This window comes from Chryseobacterium sp. (assembly GCF_045629545.1).
GTDB lineage: Bacteria > Bacteroidota > Bacteroidia > Flavobacteriales > Weeksellaceae > Chryseobacterium.
Map to the genome: position 1 here is coordinate 99,261 of NZ_JAZQRK010000052.1, position 14,731 is coordinate 113,991.

The 14,731-nt window shown below is 33.0% G+C and carries 12 protein-coding genes; 10 read left to right on the plus strand and 2 right to left on the minus strand.

The features are described 5' to 3' along the window. Positions 1-25: 25 nt before the first annotated feature. Positions 26-2,677 (minus strand): TonB-dependent receptor plug domain-containing protein, encoded by a 2,652-nt coding sequence (locus ACKI42_RS12780; protein WP_407405968.1) that lies wholly within the window; start codon positions 2,675-2,677, stop codon positions 26-28. A gap of 187 nt (positions 2,678-2,864) precedes the next feature. Here ACKI42_RS12780 and ACKI42_RS12785 point away from each other — a divergent pair, with 187 nt between their 5' ends. The 10 genes from ACKI42_RS12785 (at position 2,865) to ACKI42_RS12830 (ending at position 13,306) form a co-directional block, all read left to right on the plus strand. Then, entirely contained in the window at positions 2,865-3,548 is a 684-nt protein-coding gene (locus ACKI42_RS12785; RefSeq protein WP_407405969.1) for a response regulator transcription factor, read from the plus strand. Positions 3,549-3,592: 44 nt separating this feature from the next. Further along, entirely contained in the window at positions 3,593-4,636 is a 1,044-nt protein-coding gene (locus ACKI42_RS12790) for a sensor histidine kinase (RefSeq protein ID WP_407405970.1), read from the plus strand. Positions 4,637-4,754: 118 nt separating this feature from the next. Next, on the plus strand, positions 4,755-5,348 hold the full coding sequence (locus ACKI42_RS12795; RefSeq protein ID WP_407405971.1) for an IS1096 element passenger TnpR family protein: 594 nt from the start codon (positions 4,755-4,757) through the stop codon (positions 5,346-5,348). A 92-nt stretch (positions 5,349-5,440) separates the two neighbouring features. After that, positions 5,441-6,787 carry an alpha-amylase family glycosyl hydrolase gene (locus ACKI42_RS12800; RefSeq protein WP_407405972.1) on the plus strand — a complete coding sequence of 449 codons (1,347 nt, stop codon included), beginning with the start codon at positions 5,441-5,443 and terminating at the stop codon, positions 6,785-6,787. 205 nt (positions 6,788-6,992) lie between these two features. After that, positions 6,993-7,433 (plus strand): hypothetical protein, encoded by a 441-nt coding sequence (locus ACKI42_RS12805; RefSeq protein ID WP_407405973.1) that lies wholly within the window; start codon positions 6,993-6,995, stop codon positions 7,431-7,433. An 11-nt stretch (positions 7,434-7,444) separates the two neighbouring features. Next, entirely contained in the window at positions 7,445-8,095 is a 651-nt protein-coding gene (locus tag ACKI42_RS12810; RefSeq protein ID WP_407405974.1) for a hypothetical protein, read from the plus strand. Positions 8,096-8,145: 50 nt separating this feature from the next. After that, the gene (locus ACKI42_RS12815; protein ID WP_407405975.1) at positions 8,146-8,940 is read left to right on the plus strand and encodes a thymidylate synthase; all 795 of its coding nucleotides are present in this window, start codon (positions 8,146-8,148) and stop codon (positions 8,938-8,940) included. A gap of 199 nt (positions 8,941-9,139) precedes the next feature. Next, positions 9,140-10,459, plus strand: a complete 1,320-nt coding sequence (locus tag ACKI42_RS12820) for a serine hydrolase domain-containing protein (RefSeq protein WP_407405976.1) — start codon at positions 9,140-9,142, stop codon at positions 10,457-10,459. 59 nt (positions 10,460-10,518) lie between these two features. Further along, positions 10,519-10,749, plus strand: coding sequence for a hypothetical protein (locus tag ACKI42_RS12825; protein WP_407405977.1), 231 nt, complete (start codon positions 10,519-10,521; stop codon positions 10,747-10,749). A 46-nt stretch (positions 10,750-10,795) separates the two neighbouring features. Beyond that, entirely contained in the window at positions 10,796-13,306 is a 2,511-nt protein-coding gene (locus tag ACKI42_RS12830; RefSeq protein WP_407405978.1) for a M1 family metallopeptidase, read from the plus strand. 823 nt (positions 13,307-14,129) lie between these two features. On the opposite strand, the gene ACKI42_RS12835 is transcribed toward ACKI42_RS12830, so the two are convergent. After that, a complete protein-coding gene (locus tag ACKI42_RS12835; RefSeq protein ID WP_407405979.1) occupies positions 14,130-14,366 on the minus strand; it encodes a hypothetical protein in 237 nt (78 codons plus the stop codon). Positions 14,367-14,731 lie beyond the last annotated feature (365 nt).

The following is a 14,731-nucleotide window of genomic DNA, read 5'->3' on the forward strand; positions in this document are numbered from 1 at the left end:
TTTATGTATTAATAATTGATGATTTTTAGAAAGTATAACCAATGTTAAAATTAAAGGTTACACCTCTGTAATAATCTGTAAGCGTATTGTTATTGTTCTCTAGATTGAGTGGAGTATAGTTGTGCTCTCCGATCAGAATTTTATATTTACTATCTAAGATATTTTGAACGGCAAATTTCAAATTCCAATTTTTAGTTAGTTGTCCTTGGTACACAAAGTCTAGCTGGCTGAAAGGTTTTTCGTAATAATTGTCTGTTCCAGCGCCTCCAGTTGCGTAGATTTTACTTCCCGAAACATTATAAACAATAGAAAAAGTATGTGCAAAATTGTTTTTATTTTTGAATTCGTATTTCAAATCTGCATTTATCGTATAAGGAGAAGCTCCTTGCAAGCCTCTTTTTCTGAGTTTTTCGCCAGTCTTATCAAACCACTCGGGAGATTCCATATCCAATTGTTGTTGGCTTCTTTCAACATTGGAATGCATAATGGTTGCATTGGCTCCTAGAGTAAATTTATCTAAGGATTCAGAAATTCTTCCTAAGTTTAAAATACCTTCTAACTCAACTCCAAAAAGTTCAGCTTTTTTTGCATTAAAAAATGTAATTGTTGTCCCAGTAGCGTTTGCTGATGGAGCTAAAGAACGTTCGATAGCATTATCAATTCTTTTAGCAAAAAGGTTCACTGCAAACATCTCTTTGTTGGTAGGAAAGTACTCCCATTTCAAATCTAGATTGTAATTATCACTGGAAGTAATATTTTTGTTTCCAATAATAGAAACATTGTCTGGGCTAATGTATTCTATCGGCATCGTTTCTATAAGAACAGGTCTTGTAACCGTTTTACTGAAAGAAAATCTAAGATTATTTTTATTATTCAAAGCTTTTTTAATGGCTAATGATGGTAAAAATAAATCTCTAGTTTTATCTAAATTTTCCTTTGTTTCGGCGCTAAGTTTAGAATATCGAATAAGCGTCATATCTTTCTCATAGCGAGCTCCTAACAAAATGTCCCAAGTTTCATTCGGTTTATAATTGATGTTTGCATAACCTGCATTTACAATTTGGTAAATACTCGAGTAAAACTGAGAAACATCCGATCCCTCTACATAATGCATATTTCCGTTTGCAATAGATTGGTTGAATGTATTTTGAGGTTGGTCTACATCTACTACAAAAAAAGGATTAGCATATCCATTTACAGGTCTTCCGAAGATGAAACGATACGAATTTTTTCTAAAATCTGAAAAACCATTATATCCAAGAGCAATCTGAATTGGGTATTCTTTACGACCTCCCTTTTCGCCAAGTGATAATTGATATTCTGCGAATGCAGAACCGTAAAATCTAGAATCTACATCTAGATACTGACGAATAAGGTTGTTTCCACCATAATTCATCAATATTTGGTTGTTGGGAAGCAATTGTCCGCTGATTGGGTCTCGTCTGTTTCCTTCGATGATTTTTCTGTCGGGTTGGCTATAATTATTACTTACATAACTAATACCTGCTTTTATAAGATTTCTATCATTTATTTTTTGTGATGCTGTAAGTTGCAAATCCAAGAATCTAGAAATATCTAATTGATTTGTTCGGAAAAAACCATCATTTATATTTTGTACTTTTTGGTCTTTGTATCCCAAATTATCTTCAATAATATTATCAGAATTTTGCAAATAAATTGCATTAAAGTTGATGGCTGTACCTCTGTTCTTGTACGCTAAACCCAATAGTGCAGAAGATTCGGTTTCGTAATTATATTGTTTACGAGTAAGATAATTGATGTTTTCTATACCCGAATTTTGTCCTTGAGATCTAAACTGGTTGTTTGCCCCTTCTTTATACTCGAATTTTGAACTTTGGTTTAAAGAAAGTAAAACGCCCAAAGTACTCGCTTCACCCATTTTTATTTTTTGTGCAGTTGTAAAACCGAAACTTGTATTGGGCATAGATTTCACATTATCTACATTCCAAGAGTCTTTAAAGGAATTTTGAGATTCTGTGGCAGTGAAAATATAATTGTTGGGTCTAGAGTTTCTTACTTCATTTGGTAATCTTCTGTTTTTAGAATTTAGTCCCAAATATCCATTTATTCCATCTGCATGCTCAGCAACTTTAAAACCATCTCTAAAAGTGGATAAAGTATTATAACCTACTCCAAATTCTATTTTTGTAAAAGCTTTATCAATCGTTAAAGTTTCAATATCAAATGTAGCTCCTGCAAAATCTCCGTAAAGATTAGAATTAAATGTTTTGTAGATATTAAGTTTGCCCACAACATCTGTCGGGAACTGCTTTAAAGCAATTATTTTCTGAAATGGATTGTTAGAAGGCGATCCCAGACCGTTTATTAAAAGATAATTGTATCTTTCTTCCAGACCTCTTACAAAAAGTCCTCTACCTTCAACTGAAGTAATACCTGTAACCTTTGTAAGCCCTTGCTCCACATTAGAAATACCTTTTCTAGAAATTTCTTCTGCACTTATAGCTTGCTTTTGTACGATTGCTTTTTTTTGCTCTCCCAAAACGGCTGTTTCAGTTTTTTTGTTGCTATTTCCTCGGATTACAACACCTTCCAATTTCTTTTCCCTTTTGGTAGAATCGTTTTTTTCTTGGGCATAAAATAAAGTTCCAGAAGTAGATAAGAACAATACAGCGATACTCAGTTTTCTAAAATTCATTTCTTTTTTTACTAATTTCTTCGCAACAAAGGAATAGAAGTTAGGTGGAGTAAATGGTTTATTAATATTTAAATTTTTCTTAACTAAACATTAACGAATCGGTATCTATATTAACTTTTTGTAAACGAAAAGGAATTAGTTATCATATCCGTTAAAATTTGTTAACTTTGAAATGTAAAATTTAAAAATGAACCAAAAAAAGATTCTCTTAATTGATGATGAACTGGATATTTTAGAAATTCTTTCTTACAATCTTGAAAAGGAAGGTTACGATATTCATACCGCTACCAATGGTAACGAAGGGATAGAGAAAGCGAAGGAAATTATTCCAGATTTGATTCTATTAGACGTTATGATGCCCGAGAAAGATGGTATAGAGACATGCCAAGAACTTCGCAAAATAAAAGAATTGCAAAAAACTTTGATAGTTTTCTTATCAGCAAGAAGCGAAGAGTTTTCCCAGTTGGCAGGATTTCAGGCAGGTGCTAACGATTATGTGGTAAAATTGATAAAGCCGAAAATTTTAATTTCTAAGGTAAATGCCCTTTTGCAATTGACATCGCAAGTATCGGATAATACCAAATTAATAAAAATTGGAGATCTGACTATTGATAAAGATAATTTTAAAGTGTCCAAAAGCGATCAGCAATTTCTGCTGCCCAAAAAAGAGTTCGATCTGCTTTATCTATTGGCGTCTAATACCGAAAAAGTATTCAAAAGAGAAGAAATATTGGAAAAAGTTTGGGGTAATGACGTTATTGTTGGAGAAAGAACCATCGATGTGCACATCCGTAGATTGAGAGAAAAACTGGGGATCAGTACCATCCATACACTGAAGGGTATTGGCTACAAACTAATTGTACAACCATAAGTTTGATGCTCTATTATTTTATTAATGAATAAAAAATTACAACATTGAAGTTTTATAGACTCAATTTTATATCATCATCACTACTTACCCTAGTGATGTTTTTGTTGGTATATCTATTTCAAATCCTTAATGATAGATATTTTCACGATTCTTATATCAGCCTAGGTTTTTTAGCAAGTGTACTGGTGATATTCATCCTCAATTATTTTGTTTTGAAGATCTTATTTAACTATTATTCTAAAAAACAATTAAGAAATATATCCAAAATTCTACCTGAAGAAATCACCTATAACCCAGAGGAAAATATAACCCTGAAAGAATTAGGAGAAAGATTCTCAGATTTCAATCAGCAAAAGGTGACGGAGATGGATATGATGAAGGAGATGGAAAGTTATAGAAAAGAGTATATAGGTAACGTATCACACGAACTGAAAACACCATTGTTTTCTATACAAGGCTATGTAGAAACTTTGAGAGAAGGAGCTGTAGATGATCTAAATATTAGAGATAAATATCTTGAAAGGGTAGAGATCTCTGTAGAAAGACTCATTGCTATTGTAAACGATCTGGATATGATAAATAGACTAGAAGCTGGAGAAATTAATCTTAATCACTCTGTTTTTGATATTAATATTTTAATCAGAGAAATTTTTGACCTTTTAGATCTAGAAGCTGAAAAAAATACAACCATTCTTCAATTACAAACTTTGCAAAACCAAATTTTGGTAGAGGCAGATAAACAGAAAATCTCTCAAGTTTTCATCAATCTTATTTCCAACGCTATACATTATGCCAATAGACAAGAAGCGAAAGTAATTGTAAAAACTATCGTTCTTAAAAATAAAGTTCTAGTGGAAGTAATCGACAACGGAATGGGAATAAAAGAAGAATTACTACCAAGAATTTTTGAAAGATTTTATCGTGTAGACAGTAGTAGAAGTAGAAAACAGGGAGGTTCCGGTCTTGGTCTTGCCATCGTAAAACATATTCTAGAAGCTCATAAAGAAATTATTACAGTAGAGAGCACTTATTTGGAAGGAGCCAAATTTAGCTTCATGCTTGAAAAAGCAAAATTTCCATCAATGTAAGGAAAAAAATGTTTAAAAAGTAGAGAAATATTTTTTTGTGAAATTTCATTTATTATATCTTTGCACCAGAAATTTGGTCAAATAAAAATTTAGGCAAAACGTAATAGTAATAATTGATATGGTTTACAAAATCCGTGTAATATTAGATACAAAAGAAGATATTTTCCGTGATATTGAAATTAAAGGAAAACAAACACTTTGGAATCTTCATTTGGGTATTAAAAGTGCTTTCAACCTTAGTGGGGAAGAGCTTTCTACTTTTAATCTTTTGGAAGAAGATGGCACAATTGTGAAGAGTGTACCTTTGGAGGATATGAGTGATGATGGTGATGGCGAAATTATGTCAGACGTTTACATTGATGAAGCTTTTGAAACTTTGGGAGATAAAACCCAATTTCAATATGGTTTACTAGATCTTTGGGAGTTTTTCTGTGAGTTGGTAGAGATTACCGATGAAACAAAAGGTGTTAACTACCCAATTACCACCTACAGATTTGGAAATGCACCTCTAAAAGCTCCAATTAAAAATGGCAAAGCGGGAGGTTCCAAAAATAAAAAATCAACAATGTCTTTGATGGACGATGATTTTGGATTTGATGATGACTTTGGGGTAAGTAACAGTTTTGCCGATGAGGACGACAACTTTGATGATGACGAGGAGGATGATTTTAATGATGATGTTTTCGAAGAAGAAGAAGATGATACCATTTAAAAATTAACAATATAACCCTGGATTTCTTATTCAGGGTTTTTTTCTATCCCTCTATTTTAATTTACAATTGCTATTTTTGCTAAAATTATAGAATGAAAAAATTAATACTATTATCCGCACTAAGTATTGGGATTTTATCTTGTACTACACAAAAAAACACAACAAATATGGAGTTACCGAAAGAATGGAAACATACCACCAATATATATGAAGTTAACCTGAGACAATATACTCAAGAGGGAACTTTTAAAGCTTTCGAAAAAGAGATGCCTCGTTTGAAAAATATGGGGGTAAAAACGCTATGGTTTATGCCAATAACACCCATTTCGCAAGAAAAGAAAAAGGGAAGCCTAGGAAGTCAGTATGCAGCAGCAGATTATACATCCATTAATCCAGAATTTGGTAACTTAGAAGATTTCAAGCATATGGTAAATGAGGCTCACAGATTGGGTTTCAAAGTGATTATAGATTGGGTAGCTAATCACACTGGTTGGGACCATGTTTGGACAAAATCTAATCCAGATTTTTATTTGAAAGATACTAATGGTAAATTTCAAATTGCTTCAGGTATGGATGATATCATTGAGCTAGATTATAAAAATCAAGAAATGAGAAAAGCAATGATTGAAGCCATGAAGTTTTGGGTAAAAGAAACTCAGATAGATGGTTTCAGATGCGATCTTGCCTCTTGGGTAGAAGTAGATTTTTGGGAGCAAGCGCGTCCGGAAGTAGAAAAAGTAAAACCTTTATTTTGGATTGGGGAATTTGACGAGTTGGAAAATCCAGAATACGGAAAAGTGTTTGATGCCAGCTATTCTTGGAAATGGATGCACCAATCGGCAGATTATTACAAAAAAAATGAACCTCTGGTGAATCTTACAGAATTGCTTAAGAAATATTCGGACATAGGAGATAATTCTATGAGAGCATGGTTTACCACCAATCACGACGAAAATACCTGGAATGGGACAGAATATGAAAAATATGGAGTGATTACCAAACCGATGGCTGTATTTTCGGCAACTTGGAATGGTATTCCTTTGCTTTATTCAGGGCAAGAACTTCCCAATTTGAAAAGGTTAGAATTTTTCGAGAAAGATGTCATTAAGTGGAATACAACGTATGAAATGGCAGATTTTTATAAGACTTTATTAAATCTAAAATCATCAAACCCTGCTTTACGTGGCGGCGATACCAAAGTTACGACTCATCTCCTTAATACTACTGCTAATGATAAAATTTTAGCTTATCTAAGGAAAAATGGTAAAGATGAGGTTTTGGTTGTTTTAAATTTAGCCAAAGAACCTGTAAAATTTAGTATCGAAGATGAAAAATTATCTGGAAGTTTCAAAAACGTGTTTGATCTTACCAAGAGAGATTTTAGTGAGGGAAAAGAGTTCGATTTCAAGGTATCAGATTATCAGGTATTTGAAAAATAATCAATATTAATAGGGCTTAACATAGATAATCTTGATAAGTGAATGCAATGTTAACAATACTTTGTAAATTTGAATTTGATGCATAAATAATTCGATTAGATAACCATTATTTTACCTTATTAAACTAAAATTTGCACAAAAACTACGATAATATGAGCGGGCAAACGTCCGCTTTTTATATTTAACTCAATTTAGATGTCGAATCATGGATAAATCTGAAATTTTAAATCTCGTAAAGAATAAAATTCAACAAAAAATTCAAACTTTTACTTCATTAATAGAAGAAACTAGAGCATCTAGCAATGATACCAAAAGTTCTATGGGTGATAAGTATGAGACAGGAAGAGAAATGCTTCAGCAAGAAATAAATAATCTACAAAGGCATCTTAATGAGACACTTCTCCAACAAAATAAGATTTCAAAAATTTCTGCAGAACCTTGTACTAAGGTTCAAAACGGTGCATTGGTAAAGACCAACAAAGGATTATTTTATGTCTCAGTATCCGTAGGCGAAATCGTATTAGATGGTAAAAAAATAATGACGGTTTCGGAGGAATCGCCTTTGGTAAAAGCTATGTTTGGTATGAAAGTAGATGAACAATTTAGCATCAATACAATTCAGCAAGTTATTGAAGAAATAATCTAATGTTTAAAATTATGGTTTCAAAATATCTATTTTCTATTTCGCTCTTACTGTTAGGTTTATTATCCCATGCACAGACAACCGCGTATCTATCTCCTCAATATCTTATAAAAAATGTAGATGTTACCTTAGGTGATTTTGTAATAACCATAGATTCTGAGGGAAATATTACTCGTTTTTATCCCAAAAATTCAGACTATTCTGTAGAGTATTATGATAACGATTCTTTTGATAAAGAGAAATTCATGAGGGTAAAAATGTTGGGAAATAAGAAAATAGATTACTACGATTCTTACCATATCAACAGTGGTGATTTTGGAAAGCTAAAATCTATTGGCGATATAAAATTTGAATACTGGAACGATTTTAGGACTGAAAAATTGGGCAAAATAAAGTCGATTGGTAATTTATCTATTGACTACTGGGGACAGGATTTTGTAGATAATACTAAGTTGGGTAAGCTAAAGTCCATAGGCAATATATCTATAGACTATGGAAGGCAATCGTATACCGATAAAGGTAATTTTAATAAAGTGACAAAATTTGGTGCAGTAGAATTATCTTATTTTGAAAATCAAGCTTTTGATAAACAGAAGTTTGGAAAATTGAAATCTATAAAAGGCAACTCAGAGATGGTATCAGTCATTGTATCCACATCAAACTAGAAATTACCTCATATATTTTCATTAAATTTGACTTCCTAAAAATTCCTACTTTGAAAAATTACTTAGACCTTTTAAAGCACATAAAAACCAACGGAATCGACAAAACAGATAGAACAGGAACGGGCACGCGCAGTGTTTTCGGATATCAGTTAAGATACGATTTATCCAAAGGTTTTCCATTGGTTACCACCAAAAAAGTACACTTGAAATCTATTATCTATGAGCTACTTTGGTTCTTGAAAGGAGATACTAATATTAAATATCTTACCGATAATGGTGTTTCTATATGGAACGAATGGGCTGATGAAAATGGCAATTTGGGTCCTGTTTACGGCGCACAATGGAGAAGTTGGGAAGGAGCTGACAATAAAATTGTAGACCAAATAACGGAAGTTATAGATCAGATAAAGAAAAATCCAGATTCTAGAAGACTCATTGTTTCTGCTTGGAATGTTGCCGAGATCCCAAATATGGCTTTGGCACCTTGTCATGCTTTTTTTCAGTTTTATGTAGCAGACGGAAAACTATCTTTACAATTGTACCAAAGAAGTGCCGATGTATTTTTGGGTGTACCCTTTAATATTGCGAGTTATGCTTTATTATTGATGATGGTAGCGCAAGTTTGCGATCTGGAAGTTGGAGATTATGTACACAGCTTCGGAGATGTACATATCTACAACAACCATTTCGAGCAAGTAGAAAGACAACTTTCTAGAGATCCAAAACCACTTCCAATCATGAAGATCAATCCAGAAATTAAAAATATTTTTGATTTTAATTTTGAAGATTTTACACTAGAAAATTACGAGCCTCATCCAGGCATAAAGGCACCAGTTGCCATATAATGTAAACCTAATGAAGTCTCAATGGCTTCATTTTTTTTGTAACAAATCTAGCAAAATAAAGACTTATTTTATGAAGATGTTTAAAAATTGATAAAATTCTTAAAACAACAAGGACATCAAATTAATAGTTTAAAACCATAAATACTCACTTTTGTGATATTATAGTTTTAAATCTCGTGTAAACAAAATCTTTAAAAAAATGATGAAAAAAGTATTTTCTGTAGTAGCCATCAGTTGTTCCACGCTTTTCTTTGCTCAAAATAATAAGAGAGAGAAATTAATTAATTATTTAGACTCTTTGTTTGTGCACCACAAAGTGATGGGAAGTTTTGCGATGGCAACACAAGATCAACCTAATTTTGTGAAATCAGTTGGTTTTGCCGATGTAGACACCAAGCAAAAGGCCAACATGAATACGCAATATCGTATTGGTTCTATCTCAAAAACTTTTACAGCTGTTTTGGTGATGAAAGCCATTGAGGATAATAAACTAAAATTGTCATCTACACTTTCAGAATTTTACCCAGAGCTCACCAATGCTAAAAGTATTACGATTGAAAATCTGCTTCAGCATAGAAGTGGCATCCATAATCTTACCGACGAAAAAGAATACTGGGATTATAATACTTTGCCACAAACTGAAAGTAGTTTGATTACCATCATCAAAAAATATCCTAGCGATTTTGCGCCAGGAACAAAATTTGAGTACAGCAATTCCAACTATATTTTGCTTGGTTTTATTTTAGAAAAAATTTACAAAAAATCTTATGCTGAGCTGATTCAGGATAAGATTTCAAAACCACTGAAACTGAAATTAACTAAAGTAGGAGGAAGAATTGATACGTCGAAAAATCAGGCAAAATCTTATGTATTCGAGATTAATAATTATGTAAAATGGCATGAAACAGATATGAGTATTCCAATTGGCGCTGGTAATCTTATTTCTACGCCTTCAGAATTGCTTACCTTTATTATTGCGTTAGAAAATGGGAAACTAGTCTCCAAAGAAAGTCTTTCACAGATGAAAAATTTTGTAGATGGCTATGGTCTTGGAATCACAAAAGTACCTTTCGGCAAATATTGGGGATACGGACACAATGGTGGGATAGATCAATTTTTATCTACTTTATATTATTTTCCAGAGTTGAAAGCGGGAATTAGTTTTATTACCAATCAATCGGATTATGATAACAACCAAATTTCTATTAATATGCTGAGTGTGGCTAGCAATCAGGATTTTGAAATGCCAGATTTTAATGTATTTCAAGTAGAGGCAGCTCTTCTAAAACAATATGAAGGAACGTATAAAGCAGACGGTTTTCCTTTGGACATCAATATAGTTGCAGAAAATGGAGTTTTGAAAGCTCAGGCTACAGGGCAAGGTCAGTTTTCTTTAACTGCTATTTCGAACACTGAATTCAAATTTGATACTGCGCATATAAAAATGAAATTCGATGCAGAAAAAAAGACCATGGATTTTTCTCAAGGTTCTCATCAATATGTATTTAAGAAACAGTAATTTTTATTTATAAAATAACAACAAAAAGGTAACTTTACGTTTCACAAAAATGATTCAATATGAAATATTTAAAAATAAATACAGAAGAAAACGTGAATTTGGAGATGCTAGAGAATGCCATTATACAACTAAAAGGTGTAGCTTCTGTGGAAATTGTAGATGACGAAAATCCTGAAAGCGCTCTGAAAAAAGCGTTTGCAAAAACCAAAGAACAATTACACAAGGGAGATTATGAAACCTTGGTGAATGATATCTTTGATGTATTTGTGAAAACTAATCCAAAAAAGTAACTGTTTTTTTTGCCTAAAATTTAATTAATAAAAATAAAATATATTAATGAAAAAGATCATTTTATCGATAGCCATTTTGGGAGCAATTTTCTCTTCTAATGTCTATGCACAAACCGAAACTTCCGGTAGAGAAAAAGTATATAGAGCAACACATACCAAAGTTACAGAACTAAAACATACCAAGCTTAAAGTAAATTTTGATTATACAAAAGAGCAAATGAATGGGGAAGAATGGATTACCGCTTCGCCTTACTTTTACCCTACCAACGAGTTGATTCTTGATGCAAAAAGTATGTTGATCCATGAAGTTGCACTAGACGTTAACGGAAAAAGAACACCTCTAAAATATGATTATAAAAATGATATTCTAACGATCAATTTAGATAAAACCTATATCAAATCTCAAGATTATACAGTCTACATCAAATATACTTCTCGTCCTAATGAAGTAAAACAAGCAGGAAGTGCTGCAATAAATGATGCTAAAGGTCTATACTTTATCAACGCTCAAGGAAAAGACCCAGATAAGCCTACACAAATTTGGACGCAAGGTGAAACCGAATCTTCTTCGGCTTGGTTCCCAACGATAGACAAGCCGAATCAGAAGACCACGCAAGAAATTTACATGACGGTACCAGATAAATACGTTACCCTTTCTAATGGACTCCTGAAAGAGTCTAAAAAAGAAACAAACGGAATGAGAACAGACCATTGGGTAATGGATAAAAGGCATGCCACATATCTTTTCTTTATGGGTGTAGGCGAGTATGCAGTGGTAAGAGATAAATGGAAAAATATTGCCGTAGATTATTATATTGAAAAAGAATATGAGCCTTATGCAAAACAAATCTATGGTAATACCCCCGAAATGTTGGAGTTTTTCTCTAAAAAGTTGGGCTACGATTATCCTTGGTCAAAATATGCGCAGATTTCAGGTAGAGATTATGTGAGTGGTGCTATGGAAAACACCACGGCAACACTTCATGGAAGTGATATTTTACAAAAACCGGGTCAGCTTATTGATGAAAATACTTGGGAAGACACTATTGCTCACGAGTTGTTCCACCATTGGTTTGGAGATTTGGTAACGGCAGAAAGCTGGAGTAACCTTACAGTGAACGAATCTTTTGCCAACTATTCTGAATATCTTTGGAACGAGCATAAATATGGGAAAGACCAAGCAGATTATCACCAAATGAAAGATGTGAACAACTATATTCACAATCCTACAGACTTCAAGAAAAACTTAGTGAGATTCGGGTACGATTCTCGCGAAGATGTGTTCGATCTTGTAACCTACCAAAAAGGGGGAGGCATTCTTCATATGCTTAGAAACTATTTGGGTGATGACGCGTTTTTTGCAGGGATGACTTCATATCTCAAATCTCACGAGTACAATAGTGCAGAAGCACATGATGTAAGATTGGCATTCGAGAAAGTCTCTGGGAAAGACCTCAATTGGTTCTTTAATCAGTGGTATTTCGGAAGTGGAAACCCAAAATTAAATTATAAGTATACCTATGAACCTGTAAAAAAACAAGTGACAGTAACGATCAATCAATCGCAAGATCAGCCATTCGAGTTTCCTTTAGCAATAGATATTTATGATAACGGGAAACCAAAAAGACAGCAAGTTTGGGTAAATGCTACGGCAAATAACACCTTTACTTTCGATGCCTCCAAAACTCCAGATTTGGTGAATATTAATGCTGATGGAGTTTTGTTAGCGGAGATTACAGAAACTAAAACTCCAGAGCAACTATTGATGCAGTTTACCAACTCTAAGGAGCTGAAAAGCAGATATAATGCTTTATTGGCAATAAAAGAGCAAGTAGGAAAAACGCCTATAGCAACCAAGTTATTGGCAGCAGCACTGAAGGATCCTTACTTCAGAGTAAGACAAAAGGCGCTAGAATTGGTAGACTTATCCAACGCTGAACAGCTTAAAGCATTGGGTGCAGATATTGAAAAGTTAGCCAATAACGATCCCAAAACTTTGGTACAAGGAGCTGCAATAGCTGCTTTGGGAAAAACGAAGGACAAAAAGTACATCCCAACGTACGAAAAAGGAGTTTCGGCGGTGTCTAATTCTGTAAAAGGTAATTCTCTAGCAGCAATTGTAGCTGCAGATCCTACAAAAGTGAACGCTTTAGCAGATAAGATAGATCTAGAAGGGGCTTCAGAAGATATGCTTACGCAGCTATTGCCAATAGTCGTAAAAAATAAAGTTTCATCGCAGATGGCTAATATTTCTTCTTTGGTTGCTTTTTATCCTTTTATTAAATTTCAAAATCCAGAATTAGGGAAAGTTGCCGAAGAAGGATACAATTGGATTATGAATTCGGATAACTTGAAAGCTACAGAGAGTATAACCAAAATATTAGGTCAGGCTAAAGGACAAATGGGTGATAATCCTCAGGTGAAAATGATGATATCTCAGATGTTGAAAAGCGGTTTGACCCAGAAAATGGACTTGCTAAAACAAAACCCTGGCAAAGCTTCTAGTATAAATCCTCAGATTGACGCGATAAATAAAGCGATTGAAAATTTCAAATAATACGAGTTATTATTTCCTCAAAACGAATATAACCACTGTAATTGCAGTGGTTATAATTTTGTTTAAAATTAAAAAAAATCTTGCGCTGAGTTCTCACTTATACCATTTTATCTTCGCATTTTCTGAAAATAAAAATACTCCGATGGAGTAATATCTGTGTAGCAGAAAAGAACGATACAAAAAAGAACTCCGTAGGTGTTCAATATTTTACAATGATTTTAATGACAAAATGGTATTATTTTAAGATTTGTCCCAAAATTTGGTTTTACAAAAACTTGAGTTGATAAAAAAAGCATCAATTAAATGAGGGGATTTAATAGCCAAATTTTAGCGCTTCGAAAAACAAATTCTGATTATAGTAAAAGTGAATCCCCAAAAACTAAACTCCGTTTTCTCTAAAGAATAGTTGGATTTTTAATCCCAGTTGATGAAATTTTTAACAAAAACTCTCTTTTCACAATCCAAATTCTCTACAAATGGCTCAAAATGTTAAAATCCCCATTTAGAAGCACTTGGGATGCCCTCCCGGATGCTTCGGAGTGCCGCCTGGAGTCTTCGGACTGCGATTTTAGAGCTTCGGAGTGCGATTTTAAAGCTTCGGAGTGCGATTTTAAAGCTTCGGACTACGATTTTAAAGCTTCGGACTTCTACCCCGAAACTTCTGAACACTACCTTAAAGCTTTTGACAGCTATTTTACATTTTCTAAAGGTGAATTGTGGGGTAATGATCATTGAAAATGTGTTTTTGATTTTTCAGGAATTATTGCTTGATGATTTGTAGAATAGTATCAAATTTTTCATCCAGAAGTAGTTGATAAAGTTTCTATATTTCCTTCCAATTTTTCGCTTTATAGTTTATTTGATAATCATTAAATACGACTGCTACGTTCAAAAATTGATCAGTTTCAGTCACATATTCTTCTTCCTTGTATACAGAAACCCAAAAAGCTCCATGCTCATTATCTCTTATTAGAATATCTGATATCGCTTTTTCAATATCAGAAAAATTAATATTTTCTTTATGATAACCTTCCAAGTATTGAATATAATTTTCCGTCATAGCTATTGAATCACTTTAATCTTCGCATTAATTAAAATTATAATGCTTGTAAATAAAACTGTAGTTGAAAGGAGTAGGAATACAAAACTTTGAACTTCTAGTGGTTTCATTATTTTACACAAAATCATTAGATATATAATGATTAATGAAGCTATTAAACCTAAAATTAAAGAGGCAATAATGAGTAAGAATAATTGCTCTACACAAAAACTTCTTTATTCACTCTCAGTAAAATTAATGAAGTGATAATGAACAGACACGAGAATGTGATAGCAAATCGATAATCTTTACTTGTGGAAGTCGTTTTGCTGTTTGAATTTGATAATAAACTCAATAGATCTAAAAAGAACTCAATACTATTAAAA